Origin of the sequence: Candidatus Leptofilum sp. (genome assembly GCF_965223525.1) — a bacterium.
Taxonomy (GTDB): domain Bacteria; phylum Chloroflexota; class Anaerolineae; order Promineifilales; family Promineifilaceae; genus Leptofilum.
The window spans coordinates 1,708,344-1,735,105 of record NZ_OZ245005.1 but is presented as its reverse complement, the minus strand read 5'-3'; the positions used below and the strand labels follow the sequence as shown (position 1 = coordinate 1,735,105).

At 49.8% G+C, this 26,762-nt stretch carries 17 protein-coding genes; 10 read left to right on the top strand and 7 right to left on the bottom strand.

From position 1 onward, the window contains the following. Nucleotides 1-44: 44 nt before the first annotated feature. Together ACOQPM_RS24450 and ACOQPM_RS24445 are read left to right on the top strand one after the other, a co-directional pair. Nucleotides 45-536 (top strand): YqaA family protein, encoded by a 492-nt coding sequence (locus ACOQPM_RS24450; RefSeq protein WP_420631010.1) that lies wholly within the window; start codon nucleotides 45-47, stop codon nucleotides 534-536. A gap of 215 nt (nucleotides 537-751) precedes the next feature. Further along, nucleotides 752-3,478, top strand: a complete 2,727-nt coding sequence (locus tag ACOQPM_RS24445; RefSeq protein ID WP_420631009.1) for a cation-translocating P-type ATPase — start codon at nucleotides 752-754, stop codon at nucleotides 3,476-3,478. Between the two features lie 18 nt (nucleotides 3,479-3,496). Here the strand turns inward: ACOQPM_RS24445 and ACOQPM_RS24440 are convergent, their stop codons facing one another. Together ACOQPM_RS24440 and ACOQPM_RS24435 are read right to left on the bottom strand one after the other, a co-directional pair. After that, the gene (locus ACOQPM_RS24440) at nucleotides 3,497-4,441 is read right to left on the bottom strand and encodes an NAD-dependent epimerase/dehydratase family protein (RefSeq protein ID WP_420631008.1); all 945 of its coding nucleotides are present in this window, start codon (nucleotides 4,439-4,441) and stop codon (nucleotides 3,497-3,499) included. Between the two features lie 246 nt (nucleotides 4,442-4,687). After that, nucleotides 4,688-5,539, bottom strand: coding sequence for a DUF309 domain-containing protein (locus tag ACOQPM_RS24435; RefSeq protein WP_420631007.1), 852 nt, complete (start codon nucleotides 5,537-5,539; stop codon nucleotides 4,688-4,690). 184 nt (nucleotides 5,540-5,723) lie between these two features. Between ACOQPM_RS24435 and ACOQPM_RS24430 the strand changes: the two genes are divergently transcribed. The 5 genes from ACOQPM_RS24430 to ACOQPM_RS24410 all read left to right on the top strand — a co-directional run bounded on the left by ACOQPM_RS24430 (nucleotide 5,724) and on the right by ACOQPM_RS24410 (nucleotide 13,546). Next, nucleotides 5,724-6,749 carry a LacI family DNA-binding transcriptional regulator gene (locus ACOQPM_RS24430; protein WP_420631006.1) on the top strand — a complete coding sequence of 342 codons (1,026 nt, stop codon included), beginning with the start codon at nucleotides 5,724-5,726 and terminating at the stop codon, nucleotides 6,747-6,749. A gap of 4 nt (nucleotides 6,750-6,753) precedes the next feature. Then, nucleotides 6,754-9,570, top strand: coding sequence for a beta-phosphoglucomutase (pgmB, locus tag ACOQPM_RS24425; protein ID WP_420631005.1), 2,817 nt, complete (start codon nucleotides 6,754-6,756; stop codon nucleotides 9,568-9,570). Nucleotides 9,571-9,788: 218 nt separating this feature from the next. Beyond that, nucleotides 9,789-11,123, top strand: a complete 1,335-nt coding sequence (locus ACOQPM_RS24420; protein ID WP_420631004.1) for an ABC transporter substrate-binding protein — start codon at nucleotides 9,789-9,791, stop codon at nucleotides 11,121-11,123. Between the two features lie 89 nt (nucleotides 11,124-11,212). Further along, complete coding sequence (locus ACOQPM_RS24415; protein ID WP_420631003.1) at nucleotides 11,213-12,244, top strand: carbohydrate ABC transporter permease; 1,032 nt, start codon at nucleotides 11,213-11,215, stop codon at nucleotides 12,242-12,244. Between the two features lie 12 nt (nucleotides 12,245-12,256). Beyond that, nucleotides 12,257-13,546: a carbohydrate ABC transporter permease gene (locus tag ACOQPM_RS24410; protein WP_420631002.1), complete on the top strand. Its 1,290-nt coding sequence runs from the start codon at nucleotides 12,257-12,259 to the stop codon at nucleotides 13,544-13,546. Between the two features lies 1 nt (nucleotide 13,547). On the opposite strand, the gene ACOQPM_RS24405 is transcribed toward ACOQPM_RS24410, so the two are convergent. After that, complete coding sequence (locus tag ACOQPM_RS24405) at nucleotides 13,548-14,381, bottom strand: IS982 family transposase (RefSeq protein ID WP_420627622.1); 834 nt, start codon at nucleotides 14,379-14,381, stop codon at nucleotides 13,548-13,550. A 225-nt stretch (nucleotides 14,382-14,606) separates the two neighbouring features. Here ACOQPM_RS24405 and ACOQPM_RS24400 point away from each other — a divergent pair, with 225 nt between their 5' ends. The 3 genes from ACOQPM_RS24400 to ACOQPM_RS24390 all read left to right on the top strand — a co-directional run bounded on the left by ACOQPM_RS24400 (nucleotide 14,607) and on the right by ACOQPM_RS24390 (nucleotide 17,942). Further along, nucleotides 14,607-15,161, top strand: a complete 555-nt coding sequence (locus ACOQPM_RS24400) for a hypothetical protein (RefSeq protein ID WP_420631001.1) — start codon at nucleotides 14,607-14,609, stop codon at nucleotides 15,159-15,161. 57 nt (nucleotides 15,162-15,218) lie between these two features. Next, a complete protein-coding gene (locus ACOQPM_RS24395; protein ID WP_420631000.1) occupies nucleotides 15,219-16,652 on the top strand; it encodes a glycoside hydrolase family 32 protein in 1,434 nt (477 codons plus the stop codon). 165 nt (nucleotides 16,653-16,817) lie between these two features. Further along, nucleotides 16,818-17,942, top strand: a complete 1,125-nt coding sequence (locus ACOQPM_RS24390; RefSeq protein WP_420630999.1) for a radical SAM protein — start codon at nucleotides 16,818-16,820, stop codon at nucleotides 17,940-17,942. A gap of 100 nt (nucleotides 17,943-18,042) precedes the next feature. On the opposite strand, the gene ACOQPM_RS24385 is transcribed toward ACOQPM_RS24390, so the two are convergent. The 4 genes from ACOQPM_RS24385 to ACOQPM_RS24370 all read right to left on the bottom strand — a co-directional run bounded on the left by ACOQPM_RS24385 (nucleotide 18,043) and on the right by ACOQPM_RS24370 (nucleotide 26,739). Next, nucleotides 18,043-18,792 carry an expansin EXLX1 family cellulose-binding protein gene (locus ACOQPM_RS24385; protein WP_420630998.1) on the bottom strand — a complete coding sequence of 250 codons (750 nt, stop codon included), beginning with the start codon at nucleotides 18,790-18,792 and terminating at the stop codon, nucleotides 18,043-18,045. A gap of 217 nt (nucleotides 18,793-19,009) precedes the next feature. Then, complete coding sequence (locus tag ACOQPM_RS24380) at nucleotides 19,010-22,441, bottom strand: metallophosphoesterase (protein ID WP_420630997.1); 3,432 nt, start codon at nucleotides 22,439-22,441, stop codon at nucleotides 19,010-19,012. Between the two features lie 171 nt (nucleotides 22,442-22,612). After that, complete coding sequence (locus ACOQPM_RS24375) at nucleotides 22,613-24,496, bottom strand: ABC transporter ATP-binding protein (protein ID WP_420632417.1); 1,884 nt, start codon at nucleotides 24,494-24,496, stop codon at nucleotides 22,613-22,615. After that, on the bottom strand, nucleotides 24,496-26,739 hold the full coding sequence (locus tag ACOQPM_RS24370) for an ABC transporter transmembrane domain-containing protein (RefSeq protein ID WP_420630996.1): 2,244 nt from the start codon (nucleotides 26,737-26,739) through the stop codon (nucleotides 24,496-24,498). Before ACOQPM_RS24370 ends, ACOQPM_RS24375 begins: the two co-directional genes overlap by 1 nt. Nucleotides 26,740-26,762: the final 23 nt, after the last annotated feature.

Here is a 26,762-nt window from a genome sequence, read left to right as displayed (position 1 = left end):
AAAACACTCCGATTTATCCAATATTTTTGTCGGAGTGTTTTTTTGTGTCTTTTAACGTTGACAAGCGCGAGAAACTTTGTTTGATGGATGGTCTATCTGATTTTGCCTTGAGCCTAGGGTATCCGGGCGTTTTTATTGTTAGCTTTATTGCTTCTACCCTGGTGCCTTTTTCCAACGAGGTGGTGGTGGCGGCCATGCCCGCCTTGGGGTTCAACATTTGGTATACGGCCGTTTGGGCAACAGCAGGCGGCTTTCTAGGCTCATTGGTCAACTACTTCGTGGGCAAAAAAGGCACCGACTTTGTATTCTCTCGCTGGATAACAATTAAGCCGGAACGATGGGAGCAAGCTGAACGTATTTTTCAACGCTGGGGCAACTGGGCGCTCTTTTTTGTTTGGCTCCCCATAATTGGCGATCCGCTGGCAATTGTCGCTGGAGCATTTAAGATTGATCTGCGACTATTTACCTTCTGGGTCACAACTGGAAAGTTTCTACGATTTATCGTGATCTTGGGCATTGTGGATTGGTTTGTTTAATCGTTCGCCTGCATCTAAACAGGAAGATTTGGTTGTGTTATACTTATGTCACCCCGCAGCATAAAGCTGGCGCGACCTGCTGAACAGAAGAAATTCCTATATTCAGCAACAAACTTTATGGGCAAAATAGAGAAACGGCCGTTCCAAACAAATCGCTCCATTGCTGCACCACACTATTTGATTGATGCCCCCGGCCTAAAAGAGAGGACTTCCCTATGACCTGGTTTCAACAGGATGTAGATGCCACGTTACAAGATCTGAACAGCAACGCAAAATCTGGCCTCAGCGCCAATGAAGCACAAAAAAGACTCAACCAATACGGGCTCAATGAACTGGTAGAAAAAGGCACCAAAAGCCCCTGGCTGATTTTGCTAGACCAGCTTAAAGATGCGATGGTCATTATTCTAATCATCGCTGCCCTTGTTTCTGGGCTTTTGGGTGATTTCAAAGATGTCATCGTCATTTTGGCTATTGTGATTCTCAATGCCGCCATTGGTTTTTCGCAAGAGTACCGCGCGGAACAAGCCATTGCTGCCCTCAAAAAGCTGGCCGTTCCCACCGTAAAAGTAAGACGTGATGGTCAACTAGCTGAGATTTCGGCACGGGAACTGGTGCCAGGGGATGTGGTGCTGCTGGAAGCAGGCAATTTGGTACCTGCAGACGGGCGTCTCGTCGAAAGCGTCAATCTTAAAGTGGAGGAAGCCGCCCTCACGGGTGAATCGGAACCCGTTGACAAAATTACCGATCCCATCGAGAAAAAAGAGTTGCCTATCGGCGACCGCAAAAATATGGTGTTTATGGGTACGGTGATTACGTATGGTCGGGGAACGGCCGTTATCACCGAAACCGGCATGAACACTGAGCTAGGCAACATTGCCGAGCTAATACAAGGCGTAGAGCAAGAGCAAACCCCGCTGCAACGACGCCTGGATGACCTGGGCAAGCGGCTGGCCTGGGTGGCGCTGGCCATCGTGGGCGTCGTCGTCATTACTGGATTTATCTTCCGCGATCCAAACCAGGAATTGGTGGAAACTTTTGAACTGCTCTTCCTCACGGGAATTAGCATGGCTGTCGCGGCCGTGCCAGAAGGTCTGCCCGCTGTCGTCACCATTACCTTGGCGCTTGGTTCCCAGCGAATGCTCAAACGGAATGCCCTCATCCGCAAATTGCCAGCAGTAGAAACCCTCGGCTCTGTCACCGTCATTTGCTCCGATAAAACGGGCACCCTCACCGAAAACAAAATGACCGTTACCGTTCTAGACGTGACCGACCACACAGAAACCGTAGAGACATTGCGTGACGAAAAAGGTGCCATCATCGATGCTGAATTTAAGCCGGACTTGGAGTCTTATCGCCGCACCCAAAGTTTGCTTTTGAAGGCAGGTGCACTTTGCAACGACGCTATTCTGCAAACGGAAAATGGTTTGGAACGCGCCATTGGCGACCCCACAGAAGGCGCATTGGTCATGGCCGCAGCAACATTAGGGTATCGCAAAGAAGAACTAGATTCTCGTTGGCCCCGTATTGCCGAAATCCCCTTCACCTCAGAACGCAAACGTATGACCACCATCCATGAAGTAAATGTTGAAGAGGATGATACAGATGCCCCTTGGGATGCTTCTGATTACGTTGCCTTTTCCAAGGGTGCAGTGAATAGCTTACTAGAAATTTCTGATCGCATTTGGACAGGTAAGCAAAAAGAGTTTATTCCGCTGGATGATGAGTGGCGGGAGCGCATTTTGGAAGGCAATGCCAAAATGGCAGGCGAAGGACAGCGCGTCTTAGCTTTGGCCTTCCGTCCTCTGGATAACGTTGATGAACCGCGTGAAAACAATGCCATCCTCATTGGCTTGGTGGGCATGATTGACCCACCGCGACCCGAAGTGAAAACGGCCGTTGCCACCGCCAAACAGGCAGGCATCCGCCCCGTCATGATTACTGGGGATCATCCCCTCACGGCTCAAAACATCGCCAAAGATTTAGACATCACCCAAAACGACAACAACCTCACTGGCTACGAGCTGGCAAAAATGGATACGGCCGCACTAAAAAGCAAGGTAGAAGATGTCTCCGTTTACGCCCGCGTTTCGCCAGAACACAAACTAAACATCGTTGAAGCCCTGCAAGACAAAGGTCATATCGTTGCCATGACGGGCGACGGCGTCAACGACGCGCCTGCCCTCAAACGCGCCGACATCGGCGTAGCCATGGGCATCACCGGCACGGACGTGTCTAAAGAAGCCGCCGATATGGTGCTGCTAGACGACAACTTTGCCACCATCGTCGCCGCCGTGGAAGAAGGGCGTAAAATTTTCGACAACATCCGCAAATTTGTGAAATACACCCTCTCTAGCAACACAGGCGAGCTGTTTGTCATGCTCATTGGGCCCTTCTTGGGCATGCCGCTGCCGCTGCTGCCCCTGCAAATTTTGTGGATCAACCTCGTGACCGACGGCCTGCCTGGGCTAGCACTTGCCGTGGAAGATGGTGAACGAGGCATCATGAAACGGTCGCCATTCCATCCCAAAGAGAGCATTTTTAGCCGAGGCTTAGGCAAGCAAATATTGTGGATTGGCGGTTTGATGGGGCTGGTTTCATTGGGAATTGGCTACATTTACTGGCGTCAAGACCCAGACCCAGACGGCATCTGGCAAACAATGGTATTTACCACGCTAACCCTGGCCCAAATGGGTAATGCCCTGGCAACCCGCTCCAACACGGATTCCATTTTCAAGATTGGCTTCTTTTCCAATCGGCTGATGCTGCTGGCTGTTTCTGTGACGTTCATTCTGCAAATGATGCTAATTTACGTCCCGTTTTTCCAAAATTTCTTTGAAACCAAAGCATTGCCGCTCACCGATTTGTTGATTGCACTGGCCGCAAGTCTGATTGTTTTTGTAGCTGTTGAAATCTCTAAGCAGTTCAGGAAAGCGGAAGCGTAAGAAGCACCGTAAAACCGCTTATTCTTGCTGACGGTACCAAGCTACCGTTTCCTGAATTGCTTGTTTGTGAGGCGTTATTTGCGTGCCAAAAGCCGCCGCAAATTGACTGTGGTCTACGACAAACGGCTCCTCAAACTCATACATCATCTCCACAACCTCACCGGCTGCTGGGTTGAATATACCAAGGAGCCGCATAATTAGTTTTCCGGCCGTCCGAACCTTGATTGGACGGCCGATTTCTGCCTCTACTAGCTTAATGAACTGGTTTTGGGTGAGGGTTTTAGCACTAGGCACATGCCAAGCACGGCCGTATGCCGCCTCATTTTCGCTCAAAGTCACCAACGCACGAGCAAAATCCCGAATGTAGGTAAGCGTATGGGGCAAATCTAAATTGCCAACCAGATTAACAGTTTTGCCCTGCATCGCGGCCGCAAACAGCATCTCCCCTGCCATCGAATCCGTCACGCGAGGCCCATAAAAATCAGAGGCGCGCCCAATCGTCACGGCAACCTTGCTGGCCTTATGGGCATCGAGCAGCATGTTGGCTACCTTTGCGCGTGCTTGCCCCTTGCGCGTTTCGGCCGCATAGGGCAAATCTTCATGAATAGGTTGTCCAGCAGTGGCACCGTACATATACAAATTATCCCCAAACAGTAGCCTCGCCTCATTACGCGACACGCCTTCAATGATGCTGGCGGCTAGCGGTGGAAATTGCTCTGGCCATTGATGATAGGCAGGTTGCACGCAGAAAAAGATTACCTCGGCGCCTTCTGTAACCCGAGCAACATCGTCGGGATTATTGCAATCGGCCGTTTCTAAACTTACGTCCGCAGGCAGCGGCTCATTCACGCCCCCGCTGCGGTTAACCAGCGTTACGGGCTGCCCAGCGGCCACCAATTCATCCATAATGGCTAACCCCAACTGCCCTGTGCCCAATATGACATGCTTTATTTGCTGGCTCATGCTTTGTCTCCAATGAAAATTACGAATTATGAAGGATGAATTATGAAAATAAGACCGTAACTCTTGATTTGTTGTAACTATACAGCCTCTCTGGCTGTGGCCGGTCTCCTGTATAGTTACGATTTGTTTAGCTTAGAGGAAGCACCGTCACATTGACCAGTGCCAGTGGTCATCTTACAATCATATGACGAAGGTGAAACGGCTTGCTCAAAGAGGTAATTTTTATAGATTGAGCAGCTTACCAACTTATTCGGCGACTTCGATGGGTTGGATAACGGCCGTATCAAATTCCCCAATCCGCTCCAAGCCCAATTCTGTAACGATGGCTTGCACCTCGGCCGCGTTTTGGCGCAGCTTGGCAATGTTCACGCCTCGGCAAACCGGCGGCAGCGGATCGAGCCATTGGCGCAGCCGCAGCAGCATCTTGATCGCGCCGCGATAATTCCCCCGCTGAATTTGGTAGAAGGCAATGCCTACCTGCAAAATACCCCGATACAGCTCCCGCGCCGGGCTACTGTCCTGCCGCCACGCCTCTTCTAGCGCATCGTGGCATTTGTAATATTCCCCCTGGTTAAAAAGAGCAATGCCCTCTTTGGCCAGTTCGGCTAGCGGTTCAGCGCAGCTTGTTGCTAACGCATCATGGTCTGGTACGCGGGCATATCTTTGTAGCAGCTTGGGCATGGCAGAGGTGAAGCGGGAACGCCCTACCAACCAGTTCGCCCCCAGCTTTTTGGCGTCTTGCATTGTTTCCGCATCTTCATGCGGCCCAAAGGCTAAAATGGGCAAACGACGCGTGGCTGGCGACGATTTGAGGATGGGCAGCCAGCGTCGCCAGGGGATTTGCTGGTTAGTGAGATCAAACAGCAGCAGCGCAGGCTGCCAGATGGTAATCTGCTCAAACAGTTTGCCTTCAGTGCCGTAAAGCGATTCGCCTGGACGTTCTTGCTGATCTGGGGAGTGCGTGGGGCCAATAGAAGCGGCCGTTTCCACCCATTCAACCCGCCAACCCAGATGATCAATAACCACCTGAATGCGGGTGGTAAACATTAAATCAGCCACAAAGGCCACAACAAGCGGAGTTTTTTGAGAATCGTTCATGCCTTAATTGTAGCAAAGATAAATTGTTATTCACCAAACGGAGAAGTTCAACTTTTGGCAAAAGTTGAACTTCTGAGAGGTATGCAGAATTTTTTTGCACAAAAATTGATCTTGACAGTTGAACAAGGTGTAGTGTAATATTTAAGCGAACGTTCGCGCGAACGTTCGCCTCAAAGGAAGAAAAATGAACGTAAAAGTCACCCTGAAAGATGTTGCTAAAGAAGCTGGCGTTAGCTACCAAACCGTCTCTAAAGTGCTGCGTGGGCAAATAAAAGTGACCCAAGATACGCAAGACCGAATTGAAACGGCCGTTTCCCGACTTGGCTACCGTCCCAACACCGCTGCTCGCAATTTACGCACCCAATCCTCTAACCTCATTGGCTACGGCTGGCTACAAGGCAGCAGCGACAGCCCCCACCCTGTCCTCAATCAATTTCTTTACAGTGCCGTGCAGCGAGCCGAGCTAAACGATTTTCACCTGCTTACCTTCCTCATTGAAGAAGATATAGAAAACACCATTGCCATCTACCGTGAACTACATGCCCGCCGCCAAGTAGAAGGCTTTATTTTGGCAGACACCAACGACAACGACCCGCGTATTCGCTTTCTGATGGAAGAAAACATTCCCTTTGCCAGCTTTGGCCGCGCCAATGACGCTTGGGACTTTGGTTGGGTGGATGTAGACGGCAGCGATGGCATGCACCAAACAACCGCCCATCTGCAAGAACAAGGGCATACCAAAATTGCCCTCATCACCTGGCCAGAAGGCTCCCGCGCTGGCGAGGAGAGGGAGAAAGGTTATTTCACCCAAATGGCAGCTACAGGCTTAACCATAGACCCAGAGTGGATTGTGCGCGGCGAAAACACCGTACACTTTGGCTACCGGCTACTTAACCAACTCATCGCTTTACCAACAGGCAAACGCCCAACGGCCGTTGCCTGCGTCAGTGATGAAATTGCCATTGGGGCAATGAACGCCGCCCTGGCACAGGGGCTACAAGTCGGCAGCGATTTGGCCGTAACGGGCTATGACAATCTGCCAATGAGCGAGTTTTTATTTCCCGCACTCACCACCGTAGAGCAACCCATTCAAGAAGCTGGCAGTGCAGTCATCGAGATGTTGCTGAAACAGATAAACAATCAGCCACTACTTGAAAAACAAGTACTTCTAAAACCACAACTGATCATCCGTCAATCTAGCGGAGCATAAAAGTATGATTACGCCAGAAGCCATCATTTTTGATTTAGACGGGGTACTTACCGATACCGCTGAATATCACTTTCTAGCCTGGAAACAGCTTGCCGATGAACTTGGTATACCCTTTGGTCGCAAAGACAACGAACAGCTACGCGGTATTCCCCGGCGTAGGTCCCTTGACTACATTTTAGCTTTAGACGGTCGTTCCATTAGCAATGCTGAAGCAGAAGAATTGATGACGCGCAAGAATAACCATTACAGAACGCTCATCAAGCAGGTTTCCACCAAAGATTTGCTGCCCGGTGTAGCCACTCTACTTGCTGAAATTAAGCAGGCCGGGCTGAAAGTCGCCATCGCCTCAGCCAGTAAAAATTCGCCCCAGGTGCTAAACCAGCTCGGCATTTGTGACCAGCTAGATGCCCTGGCACACGGCGGCAGCGTGGTGCGCCAAAAGCCCCATCCAGACCTCTTTTTGCACACCGCTCGTGAGTTAGGTGTACCGTCCGCCCACTGCATCGTCGTGGAAGATGCCGCTGCTGGAATTGATGCTGCTCACGCCGCCGGGATGACGGCCGTTGGCATTGGGCCAGCCGAGCGTGTGGGCGCAGCCGAGGTTGTGCTGCCCAATCTGGACGGCGTGTCGCTGGCCGATTTGCTGAGTGCCACTACCTGGCGCGTCGTCGAACCACATTTTGATCCCGCCAAGCAGCATCACCGCGAAACGATTTTCACCATCGGCAATGGCTTCCTGGGCACGCGCGGTTCATTAGAAGAGCGGTATCCCGGCGACCGGCAAGCGACGCTTGTGCACGGCCTGTACGACAAAGCCCCGGTGGTTTTCACTACCCTGGCCAACGCCCCAGATTGGACATCACTGGAAATTTGGATCAACGGCCGTCGCTTCGACATGACCCAACCCGGCATCCGCGACTATGTTCGCTGGCTCGATTTACGCGACGGCACTCTCAATCGGCGGCTGGTGTGGGAAATTGATGCGGAAACGGCCGTTGAGCTACGCTGGACACGCCTTACCAATCTAGCCCACCAGCATGATGTGGCGGTTCAGTTGAGCATCACCGCCGTCAAAAACAATCTGACCTGCCGCCTCCGCGCCAGACTGGATGGGCATGTAGAAAACCACGGCAACCTCCATTGGCACACAATGCAAGAAGAAAGCGATCACGCCCAGGCCAGCCTGCTATTGCAAACGCGCCACACTAAAAAGCAGCTTGCCTTGAGCATGAACTTGGGGATGACCTCGGCAAAAGTACGGCCGTGTGACTGCCCCGGCACCCCCGGCCTGGAATCTGATTTTACGCTGGATGAAGGGCAGTGGACATCCTTTCAAAAAATGATCGCCATCTACAGCTCGCGCGAAACAAACGAACCGCTGGCTGCGGCCAGAAAGCGCAGCTATGAACTGCTGGGCTTGCCTTTTGAAAAGCTGCTTGCACAAAATCGCGCCGCCTGGGATGCGTTTTGGCAGGACAGCGATGTGATCATCGAAGGGGACGACGAAGCCCAAATTGCCCTGCGCCATGCCCTGTTTCAGCTTCGCATTGCCGCCCCCACCCACGACGACACGGTGAGCATCTCTGCCAAAACATTGAGCGGCTTTGGCTACAGCGGCCACGTTTTTTGGGACAACGAGATTTTTGTCCTGCCCTTTTTCACCTATACCCAGCCGCAATTGGCCAAAAATATGCTACTGTACCGCCACCATACCTTGCCCGGTGCGCGGCGCAAAGCGGCCAAAAATGGCTACGGCGGAGCACAATACGCTTGGGAATCGGCCGAGACGGGTGACGAAGTAACGCCCACCTGGGTTCCCCACTTTTCTGACCCAACTCAACTGGTTCGCATTTGGACAGGCGACATTCAGATTCATATTTCAGCCGACATTGCCTATGCCCTCAAACAGTTTTGGCAAGTGACGGGGGATGATGATTTTTGGCGGGATGTGGCAGCTCCGATTGTGTTGGAAACGGCCGTTTTTTGGGGTGATCGCGCGGAGTATGAAGACGGCCGTTTTGCCGTTCGTGATGTGATTGGCCCCGATGAATACCACGACCACGTAGACAACAACGCTTTCACTAACTTTATCCTGCGCTGGCACCTACAAACCGCCCAGGAAACGCTGCGCTGGCTGCAAATCCACGCGCCCCAACAAGCTGACACGCTGACGCAAGCCCTCGATTTATCAGATGAGCGGCTAGCACACTGGCAAAACATCGCCGACAACATCATCTTTTTGCATGACAAAGAAAGTGGCCTCATCGAGCAGTTTGAAGGCTTCTTCCAGCGCAAAAAGGTGGATTGGCCCAAATATGCCAACACAGAAAAATCCATGCAGGTTTTATTGGGCATTGAAGGGGCTAACAAACATCAGGTACTAAAACAGGCTGACGTCATCGCCCTCTTCTGCCTCTTCCCAAACGCCTTCGATGCCAAAACACAGCAAGCCAACTGGGACTATTACGAACCAATCACCGATCATGTTTACGGTTCGTCGCTTGGCCCCTCTATGCACGCCTGGGCGGCCTGCCTAATGAACCAGCCAGAGCTGGGCTACGAGCACTTTATGCGCGCTGCCCGCGCCGACTTGCTCAATGTCCGCGGCAATGCCGGAGACGGCATCCACGCCGCCTCCGCAGGCGGACTATGGCAAGCTGTGGTTTTTGGCTTTGCTGGCTTGCGGCTTGCGGAAGAGGGTCACACAATCAACCCGCGACTGCCTGCACACTGGCAGCGTGTATCGTTCAAATTTTATCGGCAGGGAAAACAACAAATTGTAAATATTTCAGCCGATCAGCCGATTTTAGCGGCATCGTGACCGCAAGCGGCTAAACGCCTAAGGCGGCGAAGGAGGAATGACTATCGGGAGAATACAATTTTATCAAGATGGATACCGCACATACGAACCTGGGCAGGTGGACATGCGGCATCTCAACAAGACGTGATACGTCCCGGAGCATTGTAACATAAACAGAAATGAGCTGCTGTGACGTATCTCCAAAATCAAAAAATAATTTTCTCAAAAGGAGATATAGGATGAAGAAATTTTTTGGAACAATCGTATTCATGCTTTTACTAGGCTTGATCCTGACAGCTTGTGGTGGCGATGGGGCGGCAGAGCCAGAGGACGAATCGAGTTCAACCGACAGCACAAGCACAGAAAGTTCAGAAACAACCGAGGACAGTGACCCCGACTGCTTCATGAACGTGGAAGATGGGGCAACAATCATCTTCTCTGGCTGGGGCGACGAATCTGAGCAGCAAGTTTACCGCGATTCCATTGAGCGCTTCAGTGAAATTTGTCCAGCGGTCACCGTTGATTACCAGCCCATCCCCGCAGATTATCAAACCAAATTGAAGGCATCTATGGCTGGCGGTACAGCCCCTGATGTTTTCTACGTTGATGACCAGCTCATGACCGCCTTTGGCCCCACGGGACAATTACTGGCTCTGGATGATGTGATGGCAGAAGCTGGTGTTAGCCGCGACGATTTTATCCCAGCTTTGCTTTCAATCTTCACCCAAGAAGGCACCACCTACGCTTTACCTAAAGATTGGGGCACTCTGGGGCTGGTTTACCTGCCAGAAGTATTTGCCGAAGCAGGCATTGATGAACCAACGGCCGATTGGACATGGGGCGATCTGCAAGCCGCAGCAGAAGCCATCCGCGACAACACCGACAAAGGCGGCTTCTGCCAAAATGCCGACTGGGCACGCTTTGCTCCGTGGGCATTTGGTAACGGCGGTGCTTACGCCAGCGATGACTTCTCGACTGCATTGGCCAACAGTGATGAAGTGAAAGAAGCGGCCGAATTTGTCACGGGCATGTACGCTGATGGCTCGATAGTTACCTCCGCCGACGTTGGCGCAGGCTGGTGTGGCGAGGCCATCGGCAAAGCGTTGGTAGGTATGACTTACGAAGGCGGCTGGATGGTCAACTTTATGCGTAATGAATACCCGGATGTGGAATGGGTGGCGGTAGAACTGCCTGCCGGACCAGCCGGTAAAGCAGACATCATCTTCACCAACGGCATCGGCGTAAATGCCTCAACGCAATACCCGCAGGCTGCTGCTGCATTCACCTTCTTCGTGACTGGGGCAGAGAACCAGGGCGAAATTGTGAAAACTGGTTTTGCCTACTCAACCCATCCAGAGCAAATTGATGACGTGGTGGATCCCAATGATGCAGCGATTGCTCAAGGTGGCACTTTTGAACTGACGCGCGTCACAAACTGGGGACCCAACACCGGTAAGGTCAACGATGCTATCTCTCAGGCACTGGAACGCGTCTACCTGAATGACCAGACGGTAGATGAGGCGTTTGACCAAGCCAATGAAGAGATTCAGGGATTCCTGGATGAGGCTCAATAATAGTTAGCAAGCAGTAAACGGTAATCAGTAATCGGTATTCAGTTGCTTACACTGAATACCGATTACCAACTATTCGGAGGAGGTGGGACATGACAGCTATTACGAAGCCTAAATCGAGGCGATTTGGGGTATTTAGTAATGAGGCCGCACGAAAAGAGGCTATTGCTGGCTACATGTTTCTGGCACCATATCTTATTGTAACGGCCGTATTCACCATAGGCATCATCGCTTTTGCAATCTACATCAGTTTCACCAATTTCAATCTGTTTACCACGCCGGAGTGGAACAACTTTGCCCATTACAAATCGCTGCTAACGGATGATAAATTCGGCCGTTCGCTGGTAAACGTGCTTTATTACGTTCTCATCGTCGTCACTGTGCAAACAACATTGGCTTTGTTGCTGGCCGTTGTTTTGAATGCACCTATCCGCTTCAAACAATTTTACCGGACGCTATTTTACGCCCCAAGTGTGACCTCAGCCGTGGTCATTAGCTTTATATTTTGGTGGCTTTACCTGAAAACCGGATACATCAACTTTGCCTTTAGTAAACTGTGGGGATTGTTTGGTGCTGAATGGGTAGCCGTAGAATGGTTGAATGATCCGCGCGGTTTGTTTCAACTCATTGTTGAAGGAATCACAAGCGGTGCCGTCACCATTCCTTCTAGCCAATGGTATTTGCGGGGCCCCAGCATCACCTGGATGGCCATCATGGCGCAAAATATCTTTACCACCATTCCAACCTTCATGATCATGTTTTTAGCTGCCCTGCAAGATATTCCGCCCGCTTTGTATGAGGCCGCTTCGATTGATGGTGCCAACAGACGGCAGCAATTCTTCCGCATCACGGTACCCATGCTGCGACCGGTGATTTTTCTGGTCGTCGTGTTAGGCACCATTGGCACCTGGCAAATCTTTGATCAGGTGGCCATTTTAACGGCTGGCGGCCCGCTAGATACAACCATCACGCCTGTTTACTTCATTTATACAGAGGCGTTGGGCACAAACGGCCCGCCACGCATGGGGCTGGCTTCCTCACGAGCCATTGTACTGGCGGCTATCATCTTGTTGTTCACCTACGTGCAAAGACGGTGGATTGAAGGTGGTACGGAGCAATATTAGAGGAGGTTTGACATGAGTACGACAACAACGACACCCGTGGCGCAGCCAACCGTATCATCGAAAAAAGTAAGAGAAGCTATGTGGACGAATGTGAGTATGGGCGCTCGCTATGTGATTTTAACGGCCGTTGCCCTGCTTGTCTTCATGCCCTTTATCCTGGCTTTCCTGGGTACGTTCAAAACCAATTTAGAGATTATCGCCTTTCCGCCCACATTTCTCCCAGAAACGTGGCTTTGGGAAAATTGGCCAACGCTTTTTAGAACTGATTTGGGAGGGCAGGTACAAGTTCTTGGCACGACCTCCATTGGCCTGACGGTGGGTGCCTTTGCCTTTTTTGCCACCTTTTTGGTGACTGGCTTGTCTAGCAAGCCAACGGAAAAAGACATCTGGCAGAAAATTGGCCCCTGGTTGGCAGCAGCTATTATCATTGGCACAGGCATTCTCATTGGTTTCTATCTGCAAACGAGTTTGGGCAATGCCAGATACACACCTGCACTCATACCATCCGTATCGGTCGCGTTCACCATTTTGTTGCTCATTGCTTTGGGCATCGTCGGCATGTCTGACCCTGATTGGCGGCGTGTTCTGGTAGCGGTTGTGGGCAGCTTGGCTCTTGCGGCCGTTGTGACCGCGTTGTTTACCTATTTAGCAGCTCTAGCAGGCGCAGGCACGTATATTCGTTGGCTGTACAATACGGCTCTACTCTCGGTGATTCGTGCTGGACTTCAAGTGTTTTTCTGTTCGATGGCCGCTTATGCCTTGGCGCGGCTCAATTTTCCCCTGAAGAATGCCATCTTCGGCTTTATCTTGCTCTCCATGACCATCCCAGGCGCGATTACGCTGGTGCCTTCCTATGTGCTTATCTCTAAGCTGGGGTGGATTAACACTTGGTACAGTCTGGTTTTTCCTGGGCTAATTGTCGCTGGGTCTATTTTCATCCTGGCACAGTTTTTTAGAGCCATTCCGCACGCACTGGAGGAAGCGGCCGTTATTGACGGGGCTTCATACTTCCAGACTTACCGGGACGTGATTATGCCACTGGCACGCCCCGCCCTGCTCACCGTTTTGATTTTGCAGTTCCAGGGGATGTGGAACGATTACCTGGGGCCGCTGCTCTATATGCAAACTAATGATATGTGGGTGCTAAACGTGGCACTGCAAGTATTCCAGCAGCAGTATGCTCAAGATTGGAACCTGGTGCTGGTGGGTGCCATGGTAAACGCAATTCCGGTTCTCCTATTGTTTGCGCTTTTTAGCCGCTATTATATTGAAGGCGTCAGCTACGCCGGGGTTAAAGGTTAACTCAAGTTGCTACCTTAAAAATATGGCTGACACTCTCAGCCAGAACAAATAATGCGATTTTCAGCTCAAAGCCTGCGGCTGTGACTGCATGAATGCTCCTCGGCATCCTGCGTGCAATGGATGACCCTGTCGTCTCCACAATCTTGCGATGCAGTTTTATCCAATAAGTGCGCCACGGTGGATACGGCCGTTTGCTGTTTTTCTTGCGTACAGGACATAGTTTCACCTGTCTTGTCTCATTGATTAAGTCTTCCATGGCATAATCATTGTAGATTTTGTCTGCATAGATTTCTGAACCCGTCGGTAGGTCAAACTGAAAGGAGCGCAGGTGAGTCACATCGCTTTCAGAACCCGGTGTTAGGAAGAACTCAACTGGTTGACCCTGACTGGTGACCATCAAATGTAGTTTGAGTCCATAGAAGTAGCGGCGTTTGCTCGCAATCTTGCCGCGATACTTCTCTTCTCGATAGAGACGACAGCGGCGAATGCGCCAATTGTCACACACCACAATAGGAAAGGTATCGATCACGTAAATCGAATCGCTACTGACCCCTTTCCAGTGGGCGCCCAACATCTCGATAAAGGTCACGATGTAATGGCTCACTCGATGCAGACGACGTGAATACCGACTTTTGCTCAACATGGTTGGTATGTAGCCGCCTTGATGCAAGAAGGCACGGGCAAGTTCATAATTGCCGCTAAAAAACAGAGCAGCCACGATTGCTGTGGTGATGACCTCGGAATCGTTCATGCGGCATTGACTGTTTTCATGATGACCTAAACCAAGCAAAAGGTCGTTAACCAGCGTGTAAATCGCTACAATTTGTTCGTCCATGATTGTCCTCGTAAAAATGGTTTGGTGGTTCAAACCCACTTTACTTGGCTTTCATGGACTTCACCATTTTTGACTGTTAAGGTAGCAACTTAGGTTAAAGGTTAATATTTTCTTTCCTCCTTATCGGGCGGGCAGAGCGCCATTGCTCTGCCCGCTCCAAATATCATGAATCCTCTTAAGATTTTTGGTCGAGCGTTACAGATTTGGTGGCGAGAGTGGGTTGGCATGATGTTTCTCAACCTGGTTTGGCTGCTTTTGCAATTGACCATCGTGCTCGGGCCACCGGCAACGGCCGTTCTCTATACCCTCAGCAAAAAAATGGTGGATGAAGAGCCGTGGGACTTCCAGGATGTGTGGCGGCTCCTGCGAGAATTGTTTTGGCCAGCCTGGAAATGGGCAGTTCCCAATCTGGTGGTATTGCTCGTGGTGGTTGCTAACTTTTATACTTACCAGGGCTTTCAAGGGGGTGGCTGGATGGCTCTGCGTCTATTTTGGGGCGCGTTCCTCATTAGTTGGTTCATCCTAAACCTCTTCTTCTGGCCGTTTTGGCTAGTTCAAGAAAACCGTTCATTAAGAACAACTTATACTAACGCCGCCCGGCTCTTTATTTTGCATCCGCTGACTGTCATTGTGATTGCAATTTTAACCGGGATTGTGTTTACTGTGAGCGCTAGCCTGGTTTTTCTGCTAGCAGCGGGGGTCATGGGCTGGTTGGCATTGGCAGGCATTATCGCTGTGCAAGGCTCTTTAGCTTTGCAGCAAAAGAAATCAGCATTGTGAGCATTTGTCATTATCAGCAGAAACGGCCGTATAAAGAATAAACAATCTCCATAACCGATGCGTCCAGAAATCCATTTCACACCCCCTTCCGGCTGGATGAATGATCCCAACGGTCTCGTTTATCTGGATGGCGAATACCACCTTTTTTATCAGCATAATCCGTTTGACATCAATTGGGGGCATACCAGTTGGGGACATGCCGTTAGCAGGGATTTGCTTCATTGGCAACATTTGCCCGTAGCCATTCCCGAAACGGATGGCGTGATGGCTTTTTCTGGCAGCGCAGTGGTTGACTGGCACAATACAAGTAGGCTTGGCAACGGCCGTAACCCACCTTTAGTTGCCGCCTTCACAGGGTTCCATCCCGATACCAAAATCCAAGACCAGCGGATTGCATATAGCCAGGATAACGGCCGCACCTGGCATCTGTATGCCAATAATCCAATCATTAATCTGAACGAAACCGAATTCCGCGATCCGAAGCTGCTTTGGCATGACAACACACAAAAGTGGGTGATGGTTGTGGGGCTGGCTATGCAGCGCAAACTCCAATTCTACAAATCTACTAATTTGCGAGAATGGCAGTTTATGAGTGACCTAGCGTTGCCGACAGCCGGTACCGGCGTTTGGGAATGCCCTGATCTATTTCCCATGAAAACGGCCGCTGGCCGCGAAAAGTGGGTGCTCGTCATCAGCATTGGCAGTGGGGCGATTGGCGGTGGCTCTGGCGTGCAATATTTTGTGGGAGAATTTGACGGCTGCAGCTTCACTGCTGACGCGTTTCCACCAAAGTGGCTCGATTTTGGCCCCGATTTTTATGCAGTCGCTTCCTGGAACAATCTCCCAACTGAGGACGGCCGTACAATTTGCCTGGGCTGGATGAGCAATTTACAGTACGCTAACGTCACGCCAGCAACTGCGTGGCGCGGCCAGCAGTCGCTCCCCAGGGAACTCCAGCTTGTGGAAGGGGAAAATGGCTACAGCCTGCGCCAGAGACCCGTTTATGAGCTGCAAAGTCAGCGACGGCCATATTGTCAACTGAGTTCATTCACCATCCCGAATAGCAGCGCGTTTACACAATCGCTGCCGATGGCTGCCGAAATTCAGCTTGCCATTCAACCACAAACTACCACTGACATTCAGCTTCAATTGAAGGCAGGCCATTCCCAAACCCTCGCCTACTGGATACACATCAGCCAGGAAACCATCACGCTCGACCGAGCCAGAATTGGGCATCAGTTTCATGCAGGGTTTCCCAACCAGTTCATCGCCCCACTCAAGTTAGAAAATGGCAGAGTGACGCTGAACATTTGGCTCGATCTGGATTCAGTGGAACTATTTACAGGCAACGGCCGTATTGCCTTCTCCTCCCTCTTCTTCCGCGAACAAAAACCATGCCAGCTCATTATCACACCTCACAACAGCCACACAACAATCATCGATTGCCAAATTTGGTCACTCCAAACCAAGAATCTATCCGAACAGCCATAGAGGAAATAGAGAAATCTGTGAAATGAGCCCTCGTCTCAAAGTCCTCTGCACCCTCTGTGGCAAATATTCGGATAGGTATTAAGCCGGGGATGGCGGAGACGCGCCTAAAATCTGCTATCATTTACGGTATGGTAAACCAAAAGAAAAGTGCCAAAAGCATAAACGATGCCCAAATTTATTGAAAAGCAGTACAAATCGATCATCAACAAAAGCAAATACATTGACCATTGGTTTTGGACACGCTACTCAATCAACCCGTACAACGGCTGCCAATTTGGCTGCATCTATTGCGACGCCCGCAGCGACCATTACCATATGCCGGAAGATTTCGAGAACGAAATTGCGATCAAAACTAACGTCGGGGAAATGCTAGACCGGCGGCTTGCCCGCGCCCACACTTTTTTGCCCGATGTGGTGGGTATGGGCGGCGTGACAGACAGCTATCAACCTGCCGAAAAGAAGTACGAAAACAGCCGCACTATTTTGCAGGTTCTGGCCAAACACCAATACCCCGTCCACATCTTTACCAAATCGCCTCTAGTGCTGTGCGATTTGCCATTATTGGAAGAGATTGGGCAACAAACCTGGTGTACCGTCTCCGTCACAATCACCACCATCGATCCAGAAAAAGCAAAATTCTTGGATAAATTTGCTCCCTCGCCTGCCAAGCGGCTGGACGTGCTGCGCCAATTTAAGGCCAACGCGCCCCATGTGCAAACCGGGGCATTGCTGATTCCGCTGGTTCCATTTTTGGGTGATGATCCAAGTGAGGTGGAGAGATTGTTTACGGCCGTAAGAGAAACTAACGCCGACTATCTGATGTTTGGCGGGGCAATGACCCTACGCAACCGACAGGCAGACTGGTTTTTGCGCCACCTGCGTGAAGCTATGCCAGACGTGTACCAACAGTACGCTGCACTCTACCAATTTACTCCGGATGCAAAAAGTTATGACGGCCGTTACGTGCCAGCCGGAGAATATATGCGAGAACAGCACGAGCGGCTTTTTGCCCTGAGTGAAAAGCACCAGCTTCCTCACCGCATCAAGCGATTTGTCCCCAACGACTGGCGCAAAACCAATTATCGCATTGCCGAGCGGATGTTAAATGTCTCCTTTAAGCGGCAAATGCTAGGGCAAAGTTGGGAGAAACTGTTTTGGGCGGCGCAAAACATCCAAAATCTAAAGGAACCCATTGAAGAAGTCGCGGCGAAGGGCGAGCTAAGCCGCATCAACAACGTGCGCGGCCACATCAAACGTCGCATTGAGAAAATTCTGGCAGAAGAAATATAAGGCGCCGTTTGCGTGTCATACTCGCGCAGGCAGAAATCCATGTTTCCACGAACGGTGGATTCCCGTTTTCACGGGATTGACAAGTGCTAATTGTACGGTTTTAGGGCGCGGGAAATTGTCCGCTCCCACCCACATCGCCGTCTTCAACGTGGGGAATGCTGCTGTCCTCTAGCACGTTGCCCAGCGTGTCCGTCACGCGAAAGGTGTATGGCCCCGGCCCCATGCCACTCGCTTCCACAAAATAATTGTAGGAAAGACGCGGCACCTCGACAAAACTGCTGCCATTCCAATATTCAAACTTGGCGATAGGGTTGCGATGGTTGCGAATCTGTACGGCCGTCCACCATTGGTTACTGCCATCCTTAAAATGGTACACAATCGGGCCGTCCAAAACGGGGCTGACAAGCTGCCAGGTGATGTCCACTCGCCCCGCCGAAAGCTCGGCAATTTCCGCAAACGCCTCCTGGCTTAAATCCACATCCCCCTCGGCGCAGCCAGGGCATTGGTCCACAATGCGAACCACTACGCTTCCCTGCGGCCCCGTTACCTCAATGTAGGCACCACACAGCGCCGAATCCGCATAATCCACATAATTCATTGCCGCCACCATCAGATTTTGTGGGGAAGGGTCGAAGCTGCAATTGCCTGCGCCAGTGGCAAAGTAATAAGTACCTTCGCCGCTGTGTACCAGGCCAAACGGCACCGGATCATCATTTTGGTTCAAGGTGAGGGGGAGGTAGAGTAAGTGATCGGTTCCGGCGGAAACGGCCGTACCTTCCAACTGCCCAATAATAATCCCAACCAGCAGCAAAAACGAAAGCGTCAAACTAAGTTTAGCCGAATTATTCATGATCAAATTATAAACCTTCCCACTCAGGGGCGAAAAAAAGCCCACCGGAAATTTTCCCAGCAGGCGCAAGACTACGCTTTAACTTTTTTAGCTCTTCACTTCTGCGGCACAAGCGAAATTATGGTGCGTAGCGCGTCGTTAGCAATGGCAGAGTCGGGAAAAATGGCTCCATTTCTTCCTGCATGAATGACTAACAATGTATGCATTTTTATTGTTGTCAAATGCGAAGCAATCTTGACAATCCGCGAAAAGTTAGTTCATTCTCCAACAAAATCCAATTTGGCAATTCGCTTTCTCTCTGAGCCCAAGCCGCAGTCACACCAGCTTGCAGGCGATCTAGCGCAATCTGTGGCGAAACATCTTGAACGCCAGCATCCTTGGCGCGATTTTGATTCTTTTGCAACCAAGAGAAGGTTTTTGAGTCCAATTTTTTTAGCCTAAAGCCTAATTGAGATGCAGCACCGCAGACTTCAATAAAGACTGGCAAGCTAAATTGTTCAAACAACTCAGCACCAGCAAGTGCAAGTCCAGCTAAAGAAAGTTTCGTGCGTTCAACATCTGGAGGGCGTCGTTCCGCTTGGTCAGACAGAGCAAAAGCAATCAACCATAACCCAAGTGCATAATGACCAACTTCTCCTTCATCAAGTCCCCATTCGTGATAATAAGGGCGAATATTCTCTCGGGGTTTAGGCGAAGAGTGGAATAGCTGCACACTTTGTTTGGGTTGTTCAGTTGCACGATATAATTGTGCAAGTTTAACAATAAAATAAGTGTCTGTTGGTTTAACATCCAAGGCAGCATGAGTAAGACGTATGCCTAATTCCTGGTCTCCTTTGTCAAAAAAATGTGAACCCAAGTAATTCCATTTACCTATATTCGGAATATAGGTAGTGCGTTCTACAAATTTTTTTATTGTTGATTGAACCAGATTTATATAAAGCTGTTCTGTTTCTACGTTAAACACATCAGATAAAATTTGTAATGCAACCTGGGCAATTGCGCGGTGACGCGAAAAAACATACCGTCCTGTCGTGGTAATTACTGCTTCATTGCCAAGTGGTCCGAGTACAAGACGTTTAAGATCGCTAAAATCAATCTCCAGCACTGCAGCTAACACCACTTTTGAAAGTATAGGAATATCTTCGGCATGCATTGCCACAATATAAGCAAAGGCATCTTTCAGGGTATGTCCACTATTTAACGGCCGTTTGTCTAGTTTTCGTAACAAATCCTCAATACGATTTTTTAAACCTTTGCCCCAACGCAAGTTTAATACTGCACCGAAAAACGACCCTTTATGATTATGTGCAGATTCTAATTTAGCAGCTTGAGTTAATTTTTTAGCAGCATCTCCAAGTTCAAAATCGGCCAATTCTTTTAACCCGTCCCGACCATAGGCACTCCAAGCCGTTACCACTTTTTGTGCATCTTCAGAGGATAATCCAGACAGTCTTTTTTCAACAAAGGTTATATATTCTGTCCAAGCAAAAGTGTCGGCTTTCTCAGCCCTCCAATCTGTATCTCGACAACAAAGTAAAAATTGTACATTTAAGCGGCCTGATAACCTGAGAGCCTTTACTGTATCAAAGACGCGGCGCGCGATTACCTCGGCATCATCTGACACGACTAACCATGTTCCAGAATCAGGGAGGCGAGATAAAAGTTCTGCTGGCAATTGAGCATTAGAATCAAACCGATAAAGAATATGCCAATCTGAGCTATTCCTTACTAAATCGGAAACAGTTTGTAATAAAGCGGTGGTTTTTCCTTCCCCGGAAGCCCCAACCAATAATGTTACTCTTAAATCACCCTCTTGTCGGGCGGTTTCGAGATCGTCTACAAGATTACGCACTATTTCACGCCGAGGAATTTGTGGTGCCAGAGCTTCACGCCAAATTGGGCTTCGACCATCAAAAAAACTCAGAGCTTGATCATGGCTAAGTCCGACATTACGTGCTTGTAAATATTCAGAATCAACAATAGCCCATCCATCAGGTATTTCCAGAGACCCAAAGTGGGACACAGGGTTAGATATTGAGGCAGATTTTACCGGAGTTGGTTTTGGAAGAGATAAAACCCATCGGTCATTTCGGCGATAGTGAGCAGGAAATGCTAATCCGTCCAATACCCAACTCTGGTGAGCTCTCGACCATTGTAACGGTTCAACACTTATTTCACCTGCCTGCAAATCTAGTTCACACCACAAAAAACGATTTATCCAATCATCATTTTCTCTCGCCTGAAAACATGCTCCAGATTGAAGAGTCAAAAAAGGATACCCTCCACCTTCTTCATAGCGAGAGTGCACTTTATGCATATGACCGTGAAGGTAAAGCGCATTATGTCGTCCAAGAATTGCACGAATAGGCTCCAAATCTGTATCTAAAAACCAATCCAAAGGGTGGTGTCCTAACACAATTTTCAATTCGCAATTTTGTAGCGTTTCCAATCCATCTTCTAGCATTCCCTTACCTGCAGAAAGTTCATGCCGATCACCATCACTATACGATAACCATGCTGTGTTAATACCTAAAATGCCAATATTCTTGTCTTTGATTGAAATAATCTTTTGGTATGTTCCAAGCGGTGAGAAAAGCCAGTGGTCGTCACCTAAATGAGTCATATCATTTTCCACATAAGCCTGGAAGCGGGGGAAAATAACTTGACGCTGAAAAAGTCCTTCTTCGGTGGGCTCTAAAAATTCGGGGACGCGAAGCAAAACATCGTACGATTGCACAGCGCGAACCTCTGTACGATTAACATCATGATTACCTGGAATAATAAAAACGTTCTCTTGATTCCTGGGTTCTAAACAATCTAAAAGCGGCAAGAAAAAATCCTCATAAAATATTTCGTACTGTTTGGAATAACCATTGTTTGCGATATCGCCAGTAACAAATACCATGTCAAGTGTATGTCCCTTATCCACGCGTGTGCCTATATGGTTAAGGATATATTTCATTAATTGTCTCTGACCATAACCATCCTTGCCTATATGGAAATCAGATAAATGAAGCCACCGAATCAGATTTTTAGAACTTTTTGGAGATGCTGGAAGGGGGTATTTTCCGATTTTTCTTTCTATCTCAACTGAACTACTTTGAGAATATTCTTGGAATATATGTGTTAGCTCAGAACGAATGTCAATAAGGGTATCAAGGTCGCTCAATTTTTCTAATATGTCACTGGTCTTTTGATGAATGTCATCAAGTGTTTGGTCACGCTTCACTTCGGCAGGAGTCCGGGTACGAGCAACGATTTGATGAAATGCAGCAGTAAAACTGGCAAATTCACGTCGAGGATCATAATCAATAGAACCTAATTGGCCTGTTTCCTGATTCCAATCAATGATTCCTTCTGCCTCTTTTTCAAGAATAGTTAAGTCATTTTCATAAAAGGCTTGTTTAAAAGCCTTACGTATAAACATGTTTCGAAAAAAATTTAGAATAGGCTCAGGCTTAAATATCCCATATTCGACGAGGGCATATGCATAAATAGCCTCAAAATCATCTACAGATGGTTCTTTATGCAATTTAAGATGTTTGAGAGTTCTGATAATTGCTTCTTGACGACCAAGCTTCTTGATAATCGCTTCAGTACCCATTTCTACAATAGCGCTAGTTACCATTGACAGTTCAAGTAATGCCATAATTCATCCATCCCATAAACAACTGTTAACAGCTTGATATCTCTTACTATCTTTTGCAATGGAAAACCATCAGTGACATGGTTGTCAAAGAACCATTCTGATTAATAAAAGTATAACAAAAAAGCCGATTGCAGTCCCCCGCAATCGGCTTTTACATCACGCTTCACATTGCTAATCGGCTGAAACCAAAACAGTATTTTCGGCCATCTCGCCCTCTTCCTCAGGCCGCTCAAACTGGCTGTTGTACAGTTCTGCGTAGAACTCTCCACGAGCCAGCAGATCTTCATGGCTGCCCTGCTCCACAATATCGCCGTCGCGCATTACCAAAATCAGGTCCGCATTGCGAATGGTGGAAAGGCGGTGGGCAATGATGAAGCTGGTTCGGTTCATCATCAGCCGATCCATTGCCTTTTGGATGAGCACCTCGGTGCGCGTATCCACCGAGCTGGTGGCTTCATCCAAAATGAGAATCCTGGGATCGGCCAGGACGGCGCGGGCAATCGTTAACAACTGCATTTGCCCTTGCGAGATGTTGGTGATCTCTTCGTTGATCACCATCTCGTACCCATCTGGCAGGGTGTGGACAAAGTGATCTACGTGGGCGGCCTGAGCGGCTGCTTTTACTTCGGCATCGGTGGCATCGGGACGGCCGTATCGGATATTTTCCATAATCGTGTCGTTGTACAACCAGGTGTCTTGCAGCACCATGCCAAACCATTGTCGCAAATCTTGCCGCCGGAAGTCGCGGATGTCGTGCCCATCCACCAAAATCGCGCCATCATCCACGTCGTAAAAACGCATCAGCAGCTTGACGATGGTGGTTTTACCTGCCCCCGTGGGGCCAACGATAGCCACCTTTTGCCCCGGCTGGGCTATGGCAGACAAATTGTGAATGACCGGCTCTTCTGGATTGTAGCCAAAGCGCACGTCGCGGAATTCTACGCGTCCTTCGATTGCATTTAATTCAACCGGATTTTCAGTCTCCAGTACCTCTTCTGACTCTTCCAGGAACTCGAACACGCGCTCGGCGGCAGCGGCCGTTTGTTGCAAAACGTTAGAGATATTTGCCAACTGCATTAAAGGCCGATTAAACGAACGCACATATTGAATAAACGCCTGAATGTCGCCCACCGTAATGGCATTCCGCACCGTCAGGTAGCCGCCTACCACAACCACCGCCACGTACCCCAAATTGCCAATGAAGCTCATAATCGGCATCATCAGACCAGACAAAAACTGGGATTTCCAGGCAAAGCCATATAGCAAATCGTTGTAATTTTCAAACGTCTCGATGCTGCGCTCCTCGCCGTTGAACGCCTTCATCACCCGATGCCCGCCAAACATCTCTTCCACATGGCCATTGACATGCCCCAGATAATCCTGCTGCTCCTTGAAATAGACCTGGGAGCGGCTCACAATAAAGCCCACCAAACCCAGCGTCAGCGGAATCACGATCAGGGAAACCAGGGTCATCACCCAACTAATGGAAAACATCATCACCAACACCCCGATAACGGTAATAGTGGAGGTGATAATTTGCGTCAGGCTTTGGCTGAGCGTCTGGTTCACTGTATCCACATCATTGGTAATGCGCGATAGCACTTCTCCCTGCGTGTTGCGGTCAAAGTAGCTCAGCGGCATCCAGTTGATTTTTTCCGAAATTTCCTGCCGAAAACGATAAGAGATGTCGGTGGAAACGCCCGCCATAATCCAGCCCATCAAGTAAGCAAAGATAGCAGAAAAAATGTACAGGATGAGCATAATCAGCAAGATACGGCCGATATAATCAAAATCAATCGAGCCAGTCCCGGCAATCTCCGCCAAAACCCCATCAAACAGGGCAGTGGTGGCATTTCCCAGCACTTTCGGCCCCACAATGTTGAACACTGTGGAGGCCACCGCAAAAATGAGTACGATTATGATTCTGAATTTGTAGGCAGCCAGATATTGAACTAGCTTGCCCATTGTCTTTCTAAAGTTTCGCGCTGTGTCGCCCTTACGCATGGCGGCCATTGGCCCGCGGTCACTGGAACCTCTACGTCCTCCGTGCATCATCATGATGAGAGTTCCTCCATACTTAATTGCGAGAGCGCAATTTCCTGATACGTTTCGCAGGTATCCATTAGTTCATCGTGGGTACCTTTACCTACAATGCGTCCCTGATCCAGCACGATGATTTGCTCTGCTTTTTTCACCGTGGAAACGCGCTGCGTAACCACCAAGAGGGTACTGTCCTGTGTTGTTTGGCGCAGGGCACGGCGCAAGGCAGCGTCTGTCTTGAAGTCCAGCGCCGAAAATGAGTCATCGAAGATGTAGATGGGTGCTTTTTTCACCAGGGCGCGGGCGATGGAAAGCCGCTGCCGCTGGCCGCCGGAGACGTTGGTGCCGCCCTGGGCAATTTCGGATTGAAACCCTTCTAGTTTGCTGTCTACAAATTCGGTGGCTTGGGCGATGGTAACGGCCGTTTCCAAATCCTCTACGCTTGCCAATTCATCCGCAAAACGAAGGTTGCTCTCAATGGTACCTGAGAACAAAATTCCTTTCTGCGGCACGTACCCAATCTTGTCACGCAAATCATGCTGCGTTACCTCACGAATATCCACATCATCCAGCAAAATTTGGCCTTGCGTCACGTCGTAAAAGCGCGGAATGAGATTGACAATCGTGGATTTACCAGAGCCGGTAGAGCCGATGAATGCTGTCGTTTCGCCCGGCTTGGCCACAAAACTAATATTTTTAAGCACATCTTTGTCTGCGCCGGGGTAGCGGAAGGAAACGTCGCGGAACTCAACCGTGCCCCGGAATGAACCATTCAGCCGCTGCGGATTGGCCGGATCGGTGATGATGAGGTCTGTTTCCAGCACGTCAGCAACGCGCTCGGCCGAAACCTGGGCGCGGGGCAAAATGATGAACAGCATAGTAAGCATGAGGAAGGCAAAGACAATCTGCATGGCGTACTGCAAGAAAGCCATCACGTCTCCTACCTGCATGTTGGCATCAGCCACCTGCTGCGCCCCTACCCAAAGGATCACCACCGACAAGACGTTGAAAATGAACATCATTATGGGCATCATAATCGCCGTCGCGCGGGCGATGAAGAGCGTGTTGTCCGTCAGGTCCACGTTGGCCTTGTCGAACCGCTTTTCTTCAAAGCCCTGCATGTTGAAGGCGCGGATCACCATCATGCCAGATAGATTTTCGCGGGCAACCAAGTTAATGCGGTCTATGAGCTTTTGCACAAGCTGGAAGCGGGGCATGGCAATGGAAACGATCACGGCAATTACGCCCACTAGCACAATCACGGCCACAGCAATAGTCCACCACATAGAGGAGCCTTTGCCAATGGCGCGAATTGTGCCACCAATGCCCATAATCGGGGCGTAGAAAACGAGGCGCACCATGAACATAGTCACCATTTGTAGCTGGGTGATGTCGTTGGTGGAGCGAGTGATGAGGGAAGCAGTGGGGAATTTATCGAACTCTGCGCTGGAGAAGCTTTCTACCTTGCGGAAAATGTCGCTGCGTAAATCGCGGCCAATGCCAGCGGCAATTTTGGCGGAGAGGTAACCCACAGTGATGGTTGCCGCTGCGGAAACCAGCGTAATGCCCAACATGAGCGCACCAATCCGCAAAATGTAGCTATTTTGTTGGGAGGCAATGTCTACGCCCAATGCTTCATATTCGGTTCGCACTTGGACAACGGCCGTTTGCTCAACCATCGTCTCACCCAAAGCAGCAAACTGTTCATTGATGGTTCCCGCGATTTGGCTGCGCTGAGACTCCGGCAGGTTGCCAATCAGGGCAAATAAATCTGTGCCTGGGGGTAACTGGGACAAATCAAACGGCCCGCCACCGCCCAGTTGGGCAGCCGCTTCCGGATCGTCCATGGCCCGCTGCAAGCTAGAAACAACCAGCAACGCTTGGGACATTGGCCCCGTCAGCGATTCAATTTCCCCATCGCTGAGCTCTTTACGGACGTAAATCGCTTCATCTTGCAAGAGTGTGTATGTTTCTTCATACTGTTCTGCCGCCAGGGTATTTGGCTCGATAAGGGTGTAGGCGTTGCGTACGGCCGTTTCGTCTTCATCACTCAAGAAAAGTGCCAAATTATTCAATGTTTCCTGGCGCATGGCTTCGGGAACGACCGTTTCCACCCCGCTTTGCTGAATGCCCGTGTTCACAATCCGTGAAAGATAGTCCGGCAACGCTAAATCTGCATTTGCCTGCACAAACAGCAAAATGACTGCGACTATAAACATTGTCATGTACGGATTTAAATATCTTCGCAATCGAATCATAATTTTCGATCTCCAAATTTCAG